This is a genomic window from Acidovorax sp. KNOB132, from assembly GCF_057541515.1.
Map to the genome: position 1 here is coordinate 1 of NZ_BAAJYT010000022.1, position 17,742 is coordinate 17,742.

Genomic DNA, 17,742 nt, shown 5'->3' on the forward strand with positions numbered 1-17,742 from the left:
GCCGTAGGCGGTCGTGCTGGTGTGGATCACCTGCTGGTCCTGGCACCACTACGTTTCGCCGGCTGCGACTTCGCATCCGGGCGGATGGTGTTGATCACGTGCGTCGTCACCTGCGAGCGGGTTGCCCGCCAGGTCGTATGTGATGCGCACATCCGCGCGGCTGTCGAACACCGCCCGCAGCCGGTTCTGCGCGTCATACACCAGGTGGTTGTCCTGGTACACCACGTTGTCCAGCACCCCGGAGGACAGCAGCGTCTTTTGCGCCATCTTCTCCGACACCCGGTTGCCCGCCAGGTCGTAGCCGTAGTTGGTGGTCTGGCCCAGGTTGTTGTCCCGTATCTCGATGCGCTGGCCGGCACCGTCGTAGCGGTAGTCCAGGCTCTTGCTGGCCCCATTGCCCTCGTGCGTGAGGTCGCCCGCCCGGTTGTAGGTGTACTGGAAGTCCACCGTGCCGCCACCGGTCTTGCCGTCCGTGCGCCCGATCAGGCGCCCGAAGGTGTTGTAGGTCCAGGACTGGCTCATGCCGGCCGCATCCGTCTGGCCCACCTTGTGGCCCAGCGCGTCGTAGCGGTAGCGCATCTGGTAGGCCAGGGGTGCCACCGGGGTATTGTCGACCCCGGGTTTCTTGAGGGGGTCGGTGACCTTGGCCGTCTCCTGCCCGCTCAGCACCACGTTGCCTGCCCGGTCGTAGCGGTAGCGCGTGGCTTCGTTATTGCCGTTGACCACCCGCACCTTGCGCCCCGCTTCGTCGTACTGGTTGGTCTCCAGCACCGTTTGCGTGATCGCGCCGCTGATGTCCACGCCGTTGGAGGCGTGCAGTGCGCCGTCCGCAGGTGTGGCGGTGTTGACCGCCCCGCCCGTGCCATTGACCTCGTAGCGCGAGATGCCCTGCGCCAGCGACGTCTGCTCCAGCCGCGAGAGCTTGTCGTAGCTGTACTTCGTCACCACTGTGCGGCTGTCCGTCACCCGCTCGGCCGAGGACACCTTGTCCCCGAAGGCGTTGTACGCGCTGTCGATCCGGCCGCCGTCGGCATGCCGCTCCTGCACCACGTTGCCCGCCAGATCGCGCACCTGCGCGTTCAGGTTGCCGTTGGCATCGCGCAGGCCCACCTGCCGGCCCAGCGCGTCGTAGTAGATCTTCGTGCTCGCCCACGATTGCGCGAAGTTCACGTCCTCGTGCAGCCGCCGCTGCTCCACCACCTGGTTGTTGGCGTCATAGCGCAGCGTGGCCGTGCGCACGAGCTTGCCCGCGCCCAGCCCTTGCGTCTCGTCGATCGCCACCACGTTGCCCCACCGGTCGTATTCCCGCACCGTCACCGGCCGGGCGCTCAAGCCGCCCTGCACCTGGGTCTGCGCACGCAGTTGCGGCACGTAGGCTGGCGTCGTGTCCGCCATGGTCACCTGGCCGTTGGCTCCGGTGGAGGGCACGGTGATCGCCACGTCCGTGCGGGCGATGTAGGCTTTCTGATTGCCGCTCGCAGGGTGTTCGATCTCGATGCGGATCTGGTAGGTGGTGCCCCCGTTCAACCCATCGAGCACGAAGCCCTGCAGTGCCGCGCCACCGGCGAACTGCGAGCGCCCATCGCCCTGGCGGAACAGGTAGGGTGCCGGCGTGCCGCCGGGGATGCCGGGCGAGGCCGTGATCTTGACCCGCACGCCCGCCTCCTGCTGCGGCCATTGCAGCACCGCGTGATCGGTCCCGTCGATGACCGCGCGGCCCATGCCCACGCCGCCCACGGTCTGCGTGGCCGCGGTCACGGCCCGCAGCATGAAGGTGGAGGTGATCTCGTATTCGCTGGGGGTGGTCAGGTAGTCCCCCAGGCTGCGTCCGCCCACCGCATTGCCGTTGTACACGGCGTACAGCGGCGTGGTCCCATCCACCGGCACGCTGGAGATGTAGCCGTCGTTCTGGTACGCGTTCTGGTACCAGGTGCCCGGGTTGAAGTGGAAGTTCGGATCGCTCTTGGGCTCCGCGTAGATGGGCAGGTAGCTGCCCACATCCGCCGGGTTGGCCGTGAGCCGGAATACGGTGTCGCCGCCGTAGATGTACTGGTACAGCCTCTGGTTGGACCCCGTGGGCGAGGTCTGCACGTACCCCAGGATGCCTTCCTTGACCATCGCCGGCGGCGCTCCCGCCGCCGCGTCCCGCGCGATGATGCCGTCGAACTCGGCAATGACGTTGGCATCGGCCGTGGAAATGTGGTGGGCGTTGCCTTGGTACAGAAAGTAATAGCGGTACAGCGGCTTGCGATCCGCCGCCGGGCTGTTCCAGAGATAGCCCACGATGCCCAGATTGGTGACGTTGTTGTTGGCCATCACGATGGGGGGCGTGGTGTCGCGCACCGACATCGCCTGCGGGATGGTCACGACGCCCTTGGCCCGCTGGGCGGTGCCACCGAACGCATTGGTCACCACGATCTCGTATTCGTACACGCCCGGGCTCATGTCCAGCGACACGCCCTGCATGCCCACGCCAAACCCGCTGGTGCGCCCGTCGCCATAGGCGACTACGCCGGTGCCGACCGTGCGCGAAGCCGTCCACACGCTGCTGCCCTGAGGGCGCCAACGGTAGACCACGCCCTGGTTCTGCGCTGGCTGCGGCCACTGCAGCACTGAATAGGTCCTGCCGTCGATGTTGGCCCGGATCACGCCCACGCCCTGCAGTGGCGGCGCGCTGTCGGCGTCGGACACGCCATTGCCCGTGATGGCGAAGGTGCCCGTGCCGACTTCGCGCACCGCATCGCCCTTGGCGTTGGTGACGCGGTATTCATAGCCACCGGCCGCCAGCCCGAGGCCGCCCAGGTCGATGCGGTGCGCCGAGCCGAACGTGCGCAGGTTGGAGGCGTTCAGGGTGCTCTGCACCCACTGCGTAGTGCCGGTCCTGCGCGTTTCGATGCGCAGCGTGCTCACCACGTCCTGCGGCAGGCTCACCTCGATGCTCTGGCTGGGTATCTGGCCGTAGAGCATGGTCACCTGCCCCACGGGGGTGCTCTTGGTGCCGCCGAAGACCGGGTCCGTCTGCGACTGCGTCTGCTCCTTGCGGCCCAGCATGAGCGCGCTGCGCTCGCTCAGCGAGGTGGTGTACAGCCCGTCGGTCCACTCGCTGTCCACGCCGCTCGTGCGGTTGTGCTGCAGGGCGTAGAGCTTGGTCATCCCCTGCTGCGCCATCGCTCCCGCATCGTTGCCGGGAGCGGCGACGTAGCCGTCCACGCCCCGGCTCTCCCAGCCGCTGCCCAGCAGCCGGTTGCGCTCGGCGACGCTGGAGGTGTAGACCGAGATGTCGGTGCCGGCCTTGCCCAGGCGGTACAGCTCCACCAGGCCCGGCCCGGGGTTTTGCGCAACGTACCCGGCAATGCCTTCGTCCAGCCAGCCCGTGCGCTGGTTCAGCAGCGCCTCCCGGTCCACCGGGTTGGCACTGAACAGGTGGGTGTCGTTGTAGCGGTTGTAGTAGCGGTAGATGGGCTTGCGGCCCTCGCCCGCCTCGTTCCAGATGTAGCCCGGGCTCGCGCTTTCCGTCCAGTTGAGCTCGACCGCGCTCGCGGTGGGCTGCTGCACGTCGTACAGCGTGGCCCAGTTGCCGAAGATGTCGAGTTTTTCGACCTGGATCTTCTGGATGGATGCGATGCCCCGGGCGATGCCGGCCTCTTGCGACAGGGGCGATTCCCACTGGAACGCGTAGCCGGTCATCGCCTCTTCGGCGCTCACCACGATGCTGCGGGTGACGGATTTCTGCGCCTGCGGATCGGGGCTTTCCTGGTTGCCGTATCTGTAGCCCTCGGACAGGTATTGCAGCGTGATGCGCACGTCCCCGCTGCCCAGGTCCTGCAGCGAGCGCCACACGAGGTTCACCTGGTTCTTGCGGCTTTGCCCCACCACGCCGTTGGTGGCGACCTCGCTCTGGGAGATGACCCCGTACAGCAGGTTCTGGCGCGTGGTGATGGCCATGGTCTGCTCGCTCGCGCGCTCGGGCGCGAGGGTCTGCACCAGGCGGCCCAGCACGTCGTAGCGCATTTCGGTGCGCCGGAACTGCTCGCCCACTTCGGCCTGCCCGCCCAGCGCCTCCATGGCCGTGCGGTAGCCGGCCAGATCGATGCTGCCGGAGGCCACCAGCTGCAGGGTCTGCTGGCCTTGCAGGTTGTAGGCGAGCACTTTGGCGACGCCGTCGCCGGCATTGCTGCGCCAGGCGCGGCCGGCGTTGTCGTATTCGTAGGTTTCATCGCCCTGCAGCGCCACCCCGGCGTCCAGGACGCGCTTGCGCGTGACTTCGCCGAACGCGTTGTAGGTGAGTTCGGTGTCGCCCAGGCTCAGCTGGGTGGGGTCGGTGTTGCGTTGCAGCGGGGCGTAGGTGTGGGTCTGCCGCCCCAGCGCGTCGTAGGCGTACGCGCGCCACAGGCTTTGCATCTGCCGGGTGCCCGCATCGTCCAGGTAGGTGACGTTCTGCCACTCCTTGGCCAGCCGGCCCTGGGCATCGTAGGCGTAGTAATGGCTGCGGCCCTCCGCATCGATGGTTTCGATGGTGTGGCCTTGCGCATCAAAGCGCGTGATGCTGGTGCGGTCTGCGCCCCCTGCGGCGCTGCGGCTGTAGCTGGCGCCATCGCCCGAGAGGGTGGCTCCGTTTGCGTACTGCGTGGTAGTCACTGCATTGCCATGCGCATCGCGCTGGAATTCGGTGAGCGGGTTGACGGGGGCCGCGCCCTGGCCGTTGGCGGCCACACCGACGTTGATGGCCGGGGTGATGGTGGCGCGCACGCGGCCCAGCACGTCGTAGTACTGGTAGGTGGTGCCGCCCATGGCGTCGGTGGTGCGCGTGAGGTTGCCCAGCGCGTCGTAGGCGTATTGCGTGACGAGATCGCCCGTTTTTTCCTGGAGCACGTCGCCGATGCTGCCCGCCCCCGCGTTGGCGGCGGTGTAGGCCACGCCGCGGCGGGTTTCGGTGGTCTTGCGGTTGAGCAGGTCGTAGCCGTAATCGGTCACGCGGTCGCCGCCAGCGGTGTTGGGAACGCTGGCAGCGGTGCTCTGGGCGCTGGCGAACTCCACGCGGCGCGTGAGGTTGCCGGCCGCGTCGTACGCCTGGGTGGTGACGTAGCCCAGCGCATCGGTGGTGCTCACGCGGCGGCCCAGCAGGTCGTAGCCGTGCCGGGTGCTGACCCAGCGCGAGGCGTCCAGGTTGACGGCGACGGAGGTCAGGTCCCCGAAGGCGTCGTAGCCGTTTCGGGTGGTCTTGCGGCCCGCGGTCTGCACGCCGGTCTGGCTGTCGTAGTAGAAGACGTAGGGTTCCTGCACTTCCTGCACACGGCCCGCGCGGTCGTAGCCGGTGAGGATGTCCCGGTCGGCGCTGCCGGGCTGCACGGCCTGGCGCACTTCGATCTCGCGCAGCAGCGGCACGCCGCCGGCGGGCAGCGCAAGGCCCTTGTCGTAGCGCACCAGGCGCTCGGTCTCGCCCCAGGCATTGCGGGTGTAGCCGGTGACGTAGCCCAGCGCATCGACGTCGTAGGCCACCTGGCCTGCGCGGTCGTAGGCTTTGTAGCTCCACGCGGTGCTGCCCGCGGCCCGCCCGGCCACGGCATTGCCCAGGGTGTCGTAGCGGGTCTCGCTGCTGATCTCGGCGACCGCGGTGTCGATGCGGCTGCCGGCGGCGTTCCTGCCGTTGTCCAGCAAGGCGCTGGCGCTTTCCGCCTGGTACACCGGCACGGGCGGGAAGATGGTCTTGATCTGGCGGCCCAGGGCGTCGTATTCGTAGCGCGTGGTGCGCGCCTCCGGCCGGCCAGCCGCTTCGGTGCGCTGGGTGAGGTGGCCCAGGGCGTCGTAGGCCATGCGCGTGACCACGCGCGCGGGTCCGTCGGCCAGGACGACTTCGGGCGAGGTTTCCTGCACGAGCAGCCCGGCCGCGTCGTAGGCATAGCTCCAGGTGCTGCCCGCCTTGTTGGTGAAGGACGTCTTGTGGCCCAGGCCGTCGTAGGTGGTGGTGCTTTCGGGCTGTTGCGGCGCATCGGAGCTGGCGATGAGGTTGCCGGCCGCGTCGTAGCGCATGTGTTCGATGCGGTCGGCGGCTGTGCGCACCGGCTGCGGCGTGAGCGCCAGGTCGATCTCCGCGCGCCCCAGGCTGTGGAAGTGCTCGCCGGTGCCGTTGACGTTGATCTGGTACAGCGCGGCGTTGCCCTGCCCGGGCGCGACGTCGATGTAGCCCATGATGCCGTCATCGATCCAGCCCGATTGCTGCTTGGCGTTGGCGCGCAGCTCTTCGCTGGCGGTGTAGTAGTGGTTGGTGCTGCCGTCGCCGGGCGGGCGCAGGCGATACAGCGGCACCTTGCCGGGGGCCGGGGCGCTGTCCAGGTAGCCGACGTTGCCTTCGCTTTGCCAGCCGTTTTGCAGCGCCCGGTCGCGCTCGGCGGCATCGGTGGTGTAGAAGTGGTCGCTGCTGCCGCTCACCCGGCTCAGGCGGTACAGGGGTTTTCTGCCAGGGCCGTCCGCAGTCTGGGTGTAGCCGGTGATGCCTTCGTCCAGCCAGTGGTCCGCGTTCTGCGCGGCCATGTAGACGGTGCGCTCCGTGAGGCGGCCCACGCCGTCGTAGGCGTAGCCCTGCAGTTGCCCCAGCGCGTCGCGCGCGAAGGCCAGCCGGCCGGCCGCGTCGTAGTAGCTGCGCGTGACCCGGTCCTGGGCCGGGCTGGCGGTGAGGTAGCCGGCGATGGTGCTGCCGGCCAGCACGCCCTGCTGCGCCAGCGCGGCATCGAGCGCCGCCAGTTGGGTCGCCGTGAGCGCCACCGCGCCTTGCCGGGACCACACGACCTGGCCGATGCCGTTGTAGCGGCGCTCGGTGACGGCGCCTTCGCCGTCGATGGAGACGGTCTCGCGGTTGGCGCGGTCGTACAGGTGGCGCACGGTGCGGTCGGCATCGCCCGCCACGGCGGTGGGCGCCGCGAGCAGCGCGCCGCCGGCCACCTGGTTGGTGTAGGCGCTGGCGCGCGCGGCGTACCGGGTCTCGCGCGTGAGGTTGCCGGCCGCGTCGTAGCCGTAGGTGGTGACGGCGCCGCTGGCATCGACCTGGCTGGTGAGCCGGTTGGCCGCGTCGTAGACCTTGCGCGTGAAGCGGTCCGACAGGCTGGTCTGGGGCACGTTGACGAGGATGCCATCGACTTCGCTGCGCGAGGTGGTGTAGCGGTTTTCGTTGGTGCCCTGGCGGTTCAGCCGGTACAGCGCGGTGGTGCCCGCCACGGGCACGGTGCGGATGTACCCCACGATGCCACTGCCCTGCACGCTCCAGCCGGGCAGGGTCTTGACGAAGTCCAGGTTGGCGCTGTCGGTGGTGTAGTAGTAGCTGCCGTCGGTGTGGCGCGCCAGGTAGAGCGCGGTGTTGCCGGCAGCGGCCGCGTCGTCCACGTAGCCCAGCAGCGCGGTGCGGATCTCGTTGCCCTGGGCGTCCAGCGGGTACAGGGCGTGCTGGCCCGGCTGGGCCGCGCTGCCCAGGAACCCGATGGTGCCTTCGTCGCGCCACTGGAAGGCGCCGGCCGGGGTGGCGTACTGGGTGGCCTGCAGGAGGTTGCCGTTCTTGTCGTACAGGTACTGGGTGACTCCGCCCACGCCGTCGGCGCTGAAGGTGACGCGGTTGGCCGCGTCGTAGCGGTAGCGCACGTGCTGGTCGCGCGCCGCATCGAAGATCTGCACCAGGCGCAGTTCCATCTCCGATTCGCTCGGGCCGGCCGACAGGGGCTTGGCGGCCAGGTCCAGGCGGTTGGCGTAGCTGATGCGCTGCGTGACGTTGCCGCTCGCGTCGTAGCGCTGGGAGACGACCGCGCCGGTGGCATCGATGGTGTAGCGCGCGCGCCCGATCGCGTCGTAGACGGTGCGGGTGACGGCATCGGCCGCGCTGGGCACGGGCTGCGGGTCGCTGCCCGGGCTCCAGGCGCCCATGTCCAGGCGATTGGCATAGGCGGTGCGCTGGGTCACCAGGCCGTTGGCGTCATAGACGAGGCGCACCACGTCGCCCGCACCGTTGACGGTGGCGGTGACCCGGTTGTCCGCGTCGTAGATGCGGTGCTCGGTCTGGTCCTGCGCGGCATTGGGGCGCTTGAGGCCCTCCAGCTGCGCCTCTCCCACGTCCAGCGACAGGCTTTCTGCTCCGGCAACCGGCTGCGCGTAGCGGGTCTGGCGCACCACCCTCCCCGCCGCGTCGTACACGGTCTCCGACAGGTTGCCCGCCGCATCCATCACGAAGCGTTGCCGCCCTTGCCTGTCGTAGGCATAGCGCGTGACGTGGCCCTGCGCGTCGGTCACGCTCGTGACCTGGCCCGTGGCGTTGTAGGCGTAGCGCTTGGCGAGGTTCAGGCCCGCGTGCGTGGCCGTGGACGGGTCCAGGACTTCCAGCACCCTGCGGCCCAGCGCGTCGTACTGGTATGCGGTGACGGTGCCGTTGGGGTCGGTCACGCTCAGCCGACCGCCCATGGCATCGTAGGTATACGTGGTGACGAGGTTCAGGCCGGCCGGGTCCACCGCCTGGCGCACGAGCTGGCCCTTGGCGTCGTAGCTGAACTGGGTGGTCACGCCCTGGGCGTCGGTCACGCTCAGCGCATTGCCCAGCGCGTCGTAGGTGTAGGTGGTGACCAGGTTCAGGCCCGCAGGGTCCACCGTGCGCGACAGCACGCGGTTGGCCGCGTCGTACGCGAGCACCGTTCGCACGCCATTGGCGTCCGTCGTCTCCACCAACCGGCCCAGCGCGTCGTATCGGCCCGCCGTGCGGGTCAAGGGCGTCGTCGTGCCGGTCTGGTTGCCGTCTGCATCGTAGGCGTAGCGGGTGGTGCGCTCTTGCGCGCTGCCCGCCGCTTCGGTGCGCGAAACGAGGTTGCCAAAGGCGTCGTATCCCAGCAGGGTCACGATGCTGGACGTGCCCGATGCGCCATTGGCCACTGGCGGCGATGCTTCACGCACCCGCCGGCCCGCCGCGTCGAAGGCGTAGGTCCATGTGGCACCCAGCGCGTTGGTCACGCTGGTTCGGTGTCCCAGCGCGTCGTAGGCGTAACTCTCCTGGTAGCCCAGCGCATCGGTCTTGCCGGTCAGCCGGCCCGCGCCGTCGTAGCTGTACCGGGTGTGGCGGTCCTGGGCAGAGGCCGTTCCGGACACCGAGGCATATTCGATCAGATGGCTCAGTTGCCCCACCCCGTCGTACTCTCGTGCGACCACATAGCCTGCGGCGTCCACGGTGCGAGAGATGCGGCCTGCGCCGTCCACGAGCTGCGTGCTGACGCGGTCCTGGCCCGTGCTCTGCACCATGCCCAGCACGCGGGCCAGGGTGATGTCCCGGGGCGCGACCCCTGCCAGGTTGACGGTCTTGGCATATGCCGTGGAGGTGGTGAGGTTCCCGCTGTAGGCGGTCTGGCGGACCGCGCCCAGCGCGTCCACCTCCAGCACCTGCCGATCGGCCTGGTCGTAGGCCCACGACGCAGTGCGGTCGCCCGCCTGCGGGCGCAGCGCCAACGCGATGTTGGCCTGGTCGTAATTGGCAATGGCAGGCGAAAACACCGCGCCGCGCGTCGCCGTGGGGGCCGTGACGGGGGTCGCGTACTCCGTGCGCTGCTTCAGGTTGCCATTGCGGTCGTACACGTTTCCGGTGACAGAACCGCCCGCACCCACCACATAGATCTGACGCCCTGCCGCGTCATAAACATAGTCGGTCGCCTGATCGCCGCCCGCCGAAGCCACGTCCTGCGGCTGCTGGCCGGTCGCGATCGGCGTGGCGAAACGCAGCGTCTTGACGACATGGCCATCTCCGTCGTAGCGCAACTGCGTGACCGATCCCGTTCCGTCGGCGCTCCAGACCAGGCGGTTGGCCCGGTCGTAGGCGCTCTTTTCCACCACGTTGCCCGCAGCGCCCTCCTGGGCGGCCAGCTGGAAGATGAAAGACTCGTCGTACGAATCGGCGCTGACGGTGATGGGCTTGGCATACCGCACCCGTTCCACGACGTTGCCGGCCGCGTCGTAGCGCAGCTTGTTGGCGGCGCCCGTGCCATCGACCGAGACGATCACACGGCCCAAGGCGTCGTAGGCCATGCGCACGCGCTGGTCCTGGGCGTCATTGGCCACAGGCTGCGGAAGGGTCCCGGGCGTCCAGCCGCTGGAGCCGCCGATGGTGATCCGGTTGGCGAAGCTGCGCTGCTCCATCACCCGGCCATTGCCGTCGCGCAGATAGATGGTCACCTCGCCAAGGCCCGTCACGACCGACTGCAGATGGTTGTTGGCGTCGTAGGTGCGGTATTCGATCTTGTCGGTGGCAGACGCCACGATGCTCGCGCGCACCTGCGAATCCCAGGTGCCCGGGCCGACCGATGCACCGCCACTGGCATACCGGCGCAGCACCGACGTGTCGGCGATAACCTGGCGGTATTCGGTGAGCTTGCTGATGCGTCCGAGGGCGTCGTAGGCCGTTTCCCTGACGTTGCCAGCGCCATCGATGGCCAGGGTCTGGCGGTTCTCGTCGTCGTAGAGGTAATAGCTCGTGTTGCCATTGGCATCCACGCTGCTCGTGAGGTTGCCCTGCAGGTCGTAGGTGTACGAGCGGGTCAGGTTCAGGCCCGCAGGGTCCACCTGTTCCCGCACCCGGCGGCCCAGGCCGTCATAGCTGTACCGGGTCAACGTGCCCTCGGGCCGCGTCACTTCCAGGGTGTGGCCTTGGGCGTCGTAGGCATACCGCGTGGACAGGGCCAGGCCCGCGGGGTCCACCAGTTGCTCGGTGAGCTGGCCTTTGGCGTCGTAGCGCAGCTCGGTGACGGTGCCGCCGGGTTGCGTGATGCGGATCTGGCGTCCGAGCGGGTCGTAGGCGAACTGCGTGGCGAGCGACAGCCCGCCCGCATCCACCGTCTGGGTGATGACGCGGTTGGCGGCATCGTATGCGACGGTGGTGCGTGTGCCGTTGGCATCCACGGTTTCCATCAGGCGGCCCGCGCGGTCATAGGACTTGGCCGTAGTGACCGTTTCGGTGACGTTGGTGTCGAAGCGCCATGCCTGCGCCGATGCCCCGGTCGGGTTGCCGTCCGCATCGTAGGTGTAGCTGGTCGCGTTGCCGCGGGCATCCGAGACCTGGACCATGTCGCCATGGCGGTTGTAGGTCTGCTTCAGGAGCAGGCCTTCGTCGGTGCTGATGGTGACGGTGCGGTTCTTCGCGTCGTAGGCGTAGGTGGTGGTGTTGCCCTCGGCATTGACCTGCGAAACGATGCGATTGAACGCGTCGTACTTGGTGGTCAGCACGGCCCACAGCGCGTCGGTGCTGGAGACTTCCCGGCCCAGCTTGTCGAAAGTCCGCGTGCGAACCCGGCCCAGCGCGTCCGTGGCGCTGATCTGATTCCCGAAGGCGTCGTATTTGTAAGCGGTGACGGCGGCCAGCGCCCCCGCATCGCGGGTCTGGCCCGTCACCAGGCCGCGCCGGTCGTACCGGGTCTGCAAGACCGTATTGGGTGTGGACACCCCGGTGGGCTCCGTCCGCTGCGTTTCCTCCCGGAAGGCGTTGTAGACGTAATTGGTGGCGAAGCCGAGCGCATCCGTTGTGCTGGCCAGGGTGCCGGTCGCGTTGTAGGTGGAGCGGGTGATCTGATCGAGCGCGGGATTGGCCGCGGCCTGCAGCAGCGACAGGAGCTTGGCGTTGACCAGCCCACCGGCTTGCGATCCGGTCAGCTCGCCCGGGTTGATGCGCGTGCCATAGCGCACCTGCGCAGTGGCCTGGCCCAGGGCGCTGTAACGGGTCTCGGTGACTTCTCCCAGCGCATTGACGGTGTGCGTGAGCTGGCCCGCCGTGTTGTAGAAGAAAAGCGTGCGCAGGCCGTTGGCATCGGTGGTGCTGGTCCTGCGGCCGGCACGATCGTAGGTGTGCGTTTTGGCGTAGCTGTTCCAGACGGCATCGATCTGTGCCTGGGTCTGCGCTGACGCCAGTTGCCGTGACCCTTCGGCCGACAGCTCCGCCAACAGCCGGCCCTGCGCGTCGTAGCGGCTGATCCGGGCGCGTGCCTCGCTGCCGGTCGCGACCGTGGTGCGGATGCGGTTGCCAGCGGCGTCGTAGGCATGCTCCGTGCGCGTTCCCTGGTAGTCGGTCTCGGCGGCCAGGCGCCCGAGTGCGTCGTATTCGGACAGGCGAACCTGATCCTGCCCCGAGGCCGCAGGACGCAACTGCGCCACCGGGGTCGCGCTGGTGATCGACGACACCACGGCGGCCTTCAGCGCCGTCGCATAGCGCGTCTGCTTCGTGGCATTGCCACTGGCGTCGTACTCGAACGTGGTCAGGTAGCTCGCGCCATCCACCAAGGCCACAAGCTGGTGCTTCTCGTCATAGACCCGGCGCTCGACGATGTCCTGGCTGTTGGTCGCGGGCTTCAGGTCCTGCAGCGTGCCGCTGGCGCGCTTGGCTGCATCGGTCAGCTTGGCGAACCGGGTGGTGGACGCCAGTCTGCCGGCCGCGTCGTACGCATTGAGCAGCAGATACCCCTCGGCATCCAGCGTGCCGGTGCGCAACCCGTCGGCGTCGTAGAAGTAGCGGGTGACGCGGTCGGCCGCCGCATCGGCCACCGGGCTGACGGCACTGCCCGCCGGCGTGCCGCCGAGCGAGGCCACGGCCACCGTCTTGGCATATTGGCGGGTCGTGACCAGCCGCGAGGCGCCGTCATAGACGTTCTCGGTCACGCTGCCATCGCTGCCGACGGTTTTCCAGAGCCGGCCAGCGCCGTCGTAGATGCTCCACTCGGTCCGGTCGGACGGCGCGCCGGCAGGGCGCAGCGCAGCCACCGCGATGTCGGCCAGGCTGCCATCGCCCGCCGTGAGCAAACGCGTGTCGACGGGGGTAGCGTAGGCAATGGTGCGCGTGAGCTGCCCCGATCCGTTGTAGATGTACTCCAGCAATTCGCCCGCCGCGCCCACATCGGCGGTCTTCCTGCCGGCGTCGTCATACAGCATCCACGATTTGACGCCCGTCGCGTCCTGGCTGAGCCGCAGACGGCCCAGGGCGTCGTACACGAACGTGCTGGTGCCCAGGTCGGCAACCGTTGCGTCGGAGCGCTGAAGACTGACGAGACGCCCGGCCCGGTCGTACGTCCGGGTCTCCTGCAGGCCGTTGACCGCCTGGGTGACGACCCGCGCACCTGCGTCGTCGTAGAGGGTGGAAGCCAGTTGCCCCAGGCCGTCGGTGGTGGACAGCAGCCGGCCCATTCCGTCATAGGCATAGGCCGTCGTCGCGCCCTTGCCGTCGATGGTCTGGATCAGTCGGCCCGCGGGATCGTAGACCTGCCGAACCACGGTGCTGCCGGCGGCCACGCCATTGCCGGAGGCATCGGTTGCCGAATAGGTGGTCGACGTCTGCACCTGGCCCCGGAAATCCAGCACATAGTCCGTGCGCCGCACCTGCTGCAGGTTCTGCTGCCCCGCCCAGGAGGCGACCGTGGCCGCGGTCGGCACGGCGTCACGGGCCACTCCGCCCACCGCGTAGGCCGATGCATGGTGCTGCAGCACCGCGACCACCTCGCCATAGGCGTTGCGGCGGTATTCGGTGACGCGGCCCTCCGCGCTGATCACAAAACGCAGGTTGGTGGCGTTGGCATCGTCGTACACATAGCGCGTCGTGAGTGCCCCCGATGGCTGCCCCGCGCCGTCGCCGTCAGGGTCCGGCTGGGTATAGACCGTCTCCGTCAGCAGTTGATTCACCGCGTTGTAGGTGCGGGCCACCGTATTGCCCAGGGCATCGCGCTGCAAAACCTGATTGCCCCGCGCGTCGTAGGCCATGAACACCGCGCGCCCGTCCGCATCGGTCGTGCGGATCAGATCGCCATTGGCGTTGTATTCGAATCGCTGCACCAGCGGCGCGCCGCCCGTGCCCGGCGAGGCGATGCTGAGCAACTGTCCCTTGGTGTCGTAGGCGTAGGAAGCGTTCTTGCCCGCAGGGTCGGTGACCTGCGTGGTGCGCGCGGCGGTGTCGTAGCTGAATAGATAGGTCTGGCCCAGGGCGTCGCGCAGCGAGGCGACCTTGTAATCCGCCCCCACCTGCACGTATTGGATGGCCAGCTGCGTTCCATCGCTCTGGCTGACAGTGGCCACCCGGTTGCTGTCGCCGTCGTAGGTGTAGCTGGTGCGGTAGACCTTGCCGTCGGCCGTGGAGCCATCCGCGGGCGTGAGGTCCACCGTGACACTGGCCAGGCGATTGCGCGCATCGTAGGCATAGCTGGTGCGAACGGTGGTGGCGTCTTGCCGGTCTGCCACGCGCACGCGCATCAGCAGTCCTCCGGCGTAGTCGTATACGACCGATTCCCCGCTCGCATTGACGACCTTCGCGATGTTGCCGTCCGCGCCATAGGTGTAGGTCGTCGTGTTGCCGTTGGCATCCACGGTCTTGTCGAGGCGGCCCGTGTCCGCGGCGTAGTAGTCCCGGGTCTGCGTCTGGCCATCCGTCCAGATGAAGCCGGAGCCGGTCGACTCGATGCGGTCGTAGGCCCCCGCGCCATCGGTGCCGACATACCGGCTGGAGGCCGCGTCCCAGGTGAAGAGCGCGCCTGCGCCATCGCGGCCGATGAGCGTGATCGTGCTGCCCTGCTGGCCCGCCTGCCCGGCCAGCACCAGTTGCCGGCGATAGAAACCGGTGCTCCAGTTGTCCGCGTTGTCGTCGTTGAGCAGGCCCTGGCTGTTGTAGGCGCGGACGGCCTGGTAGCTGCCCCCGTGCGCCACCAACTGGTCGTCGGTGCCGGAAATCACCAGGTTGCCAGTGGCCACGTTGACAAAAACCTGCTCGTTGCCGCGCCCCTGGGAGGCATTGCCCTGGGAAGCCCGTTGGCCCAACGTGGCCAAGGAACTGTTGCCGAACCCAAGACTGTTGCCGCTGACGATACCAACCATCTCTACCCCTCGTTCGATGTTTAACCGGGGCAGGTCCAGTGATTAAGACGCCCCATCTCACCAACTCATCCATCGGAATGGAAAACCGTTGAGCGAAAGACCAACTGAATCGAAGGGGTATGGGACCAAAGGGACATGGTGGGCGATGCATGGGCCCAGTCGGCATTGCGCCTGTTTCCTACACCCCCGCCTGGCACGCCCCTGCTACCTTGCCATCCACCCAGGCACCAGCAACCACCGACCGTGGCGAAACCCCTCCATCCGCGCATCCGACAATGCCGCCAGGCCGGCCGCCAAGCGGCAGGGTGTGCCTGACCCGACCCCATGACCCGCACCCCCACAACCCCCGACGCCCTCGCGCTGTATGAACAAAAGCGCGACTTCTCGATCACCCCCGAGCCGCGCGGAGGGGCCGAGGCGACCGCCGATGCGCTGCGCTACGTCATCCACAAGCACTGGGCCACCCGGCTGCACTACGACCTGCGCCTGGAGCTGGAGGGCACCATGAAAAGCTGGGCCGTGCCCAAGGGGCCCAGCTTCGATCCGGCCGACAAGCGCATGGCGGTGCAGGTGGAGGACCACCCGATCGCCTACAACCAGTTCGAAGGGCAGATTCCGGCGCGGCAGTACGGGGCGGGCAAGGTCATCATCTGGGACAAGGGCTACTGGGTGCCGCTGGAAGATCCGGTGAAGGGCTACCGGGCCGGCAAGCTCAAGTTCGAGATCCACGGCCACAAGCTGCAGGGGCGGTGGACGCTGGTGCGAATGCGCTCCCGGGGGGCCAAGGAGGAGCGGCAGCCCGCATGGCTGCTGATCAAGGAGCACGACGGACTGGAGCGCCCGGCGGCCGAGTTCGACGTGGTGCAAGACATGCCCGACAGCGTGAGCGCCCTGCCCGATCTGCCGGGCGTGCCAGGCCAGGCACCTCGGCCTGGCAAGGCGCGGGCAACGAAGGCCGCCCGAGGCGCCAAAGCCGCCCAAGCGGTCAAGGCCCCGTTGCCAGCCGAGCTCAAACCCCAGTTCGCCACGCTGGTCCAGGGCCCGCCGCCCGATCTGGCCGACTGGCTGTTCGAACTCAAGTTCGACGGCTACCGGCTGCTTGCGCGCATCGACCATGGCAAGGTGCGGCTGTTCACCCGCAATGGCAACGACTGGGGCCACAAGATGCCCGACCTCGTGACGGCCCTGAAGGCGCTTCCCATCGACAGCGGCTGGATCGATGGCGAGATCGTGGTGATGGACCGCCAGGGCATGCCGGACTTCCAGGCGCTGCAGAACGCGTTCGAGAACGGCACGGCGGCAGGGCTGGTGTTCTACGCGTTCGACCTGCCCTTCGTGAACGGGGCGGACCTGCGCGCGCTGCCCGTCACCGACCGCCGCGAGGCCCTGCGCGCCATCCTTCCCGAGGGCGAGGGCCAGACGGTGCGCTTCAGCGAGGCCTTTGATGCGGCCCCGGGCCAGCTCATTGCCTCGGCCTGCCGGCTCGGCTTCGAAGGGGTGATCGGCAAGCGCAGGAGCGCGCCGTACGTCTCGCAACGCTCGGCGGACTGGATCAAGCTCAAATGCGGCCAGCGCCAGGAGTTCGTGATCGGCGGCTACACCGAGCCCAGGGGCACGCGCAACGGCATCGGCGCGCTGCTGCTGGGCGTGCAGGACGAAGACGGGAGCCTGCGCTACGTGGGCAATGTCGGCACTGGGTTCAACGAGCGCAGCCTGGCACAGTTGCGCGAGCGCCTGGAGGCGCTGACGACTTCCAAGAGCCCGTTCGCCAACGCAGCCCGGGGCGCGGCCAAGGTGCATTGGGTGCGCCCGCAATTGCTGGCGGAGGTGGCCTTCGCCAGCTGGACGCACAGCGAACGCATCCGCCACGCCGTGTTCCGAGGCCTGCGGGACGACAAGCCCGCCAAGGACATCGTGCACGAGCGCCCTGTTCCCGCCAAGGCGCTGGCCAAGGCCGCCACCCGCGCCAAGCCCTCGACCGCGCGAGCGGACACCCTGCGCGTGACCCACGCTGAGCGCGTCATCGACCCGGAATCGGGCACCACCAAGCTCGATCTCGTGCGCTATTACGCGCTGGTGGCGCCGCTGATGATGGAGCACCTGCACCAGCGCCCGGTCTCGCTGGTGCGGGCGCCGGCCGGTGTCGGCGGCGAACTGTTCTTTCAGCGCCACCAGGAGCAAGGCAGCCTGCAGGGCGTGCAGCCGCTCAAGGCCTCGCTCTATCCCGGCCATCCGCCGCTGCTGGAGGTGGTGGGGCCGCAGGGCCTGCTGGCCGCTGCGCAGATGAACACGGTGGAGTTCCACACCTGGAATGCCCGCAAGGACCGCATCGACCGGCCCGACCGCATGACGTTCGATCTCGATCCCGGCGAGGGCCTGGCCTGGGACCGCATGCAGGAGGCGGCCACCCTGATGCGCGTGATGCTCACCGAACTCGGCCTGCCGTCGTTCCTCAAGACCAGCGGCGGCAAGGGCCTGCACGTGGTGGTGCCCATCCAGCGGCGGCACGACTGGGATACGGTCAAGGCGTTTTCGCAGGCCATCGTGCAGCACATGGCCCGCACCATTCCGGCCCTGTTCGTGGCCAAGAGCGGGCCCCGCAACCGCGTGGGCAAGGTGTTCGTGGACTACCTGCGCAACGGATTGAGCGCCACCACGGTCTGCGCCTGGTCGGCGCGCTCGCGGCCGGGCCTGGGCATCTCGGTGCCGCTGGCCTGGAAGGAGCTGGAAACCCTGACGGGCAGCGCAGAGTGGACCGTGCGCAATGTGGACGAGCGGCTGCGCACCGGCAACACCCACTGGGAGGGCTATGCCGGCGCGGCGGTGTCGATCGCGGGCGCCATGCGCCTGCTGCAGTTCACGCCGAAGGCATGAGCGGCGGCCGCGCGG

General features: G+C 68.5%; 1 protein-coding gene and 1 pseudogene. One reads left to right on the top strand and one right to left on the bottom strand.

The genetic code is table 11. The annotated features are described in order from the left end of the window. Positions 1–48: 48 nt before the first annotated feature. Positions 49–14,853: a hypothetical protein gene (locus AC27IO_RS05900; protein WP_498737849.1), complete on the bottom strand. Its 14,805-nt coding sequence runs from the start codon at positions 14,851–14,853 to the stop codon at positions 49–51. Between the two features lie 307 nt (positions 14,854–15,160). On the opposite strand from AC27IO_RS05900, the pseudogene ligD reads away from it, so the two are divergent. Further along, a pseudogene (gene ligD / locus AC27IO_RS05905) lies at positions 15,161–17,727 on the top strand (DNA ligase D). Positions 17,728–17,742 lie beyond the last annotated feature (15 nt).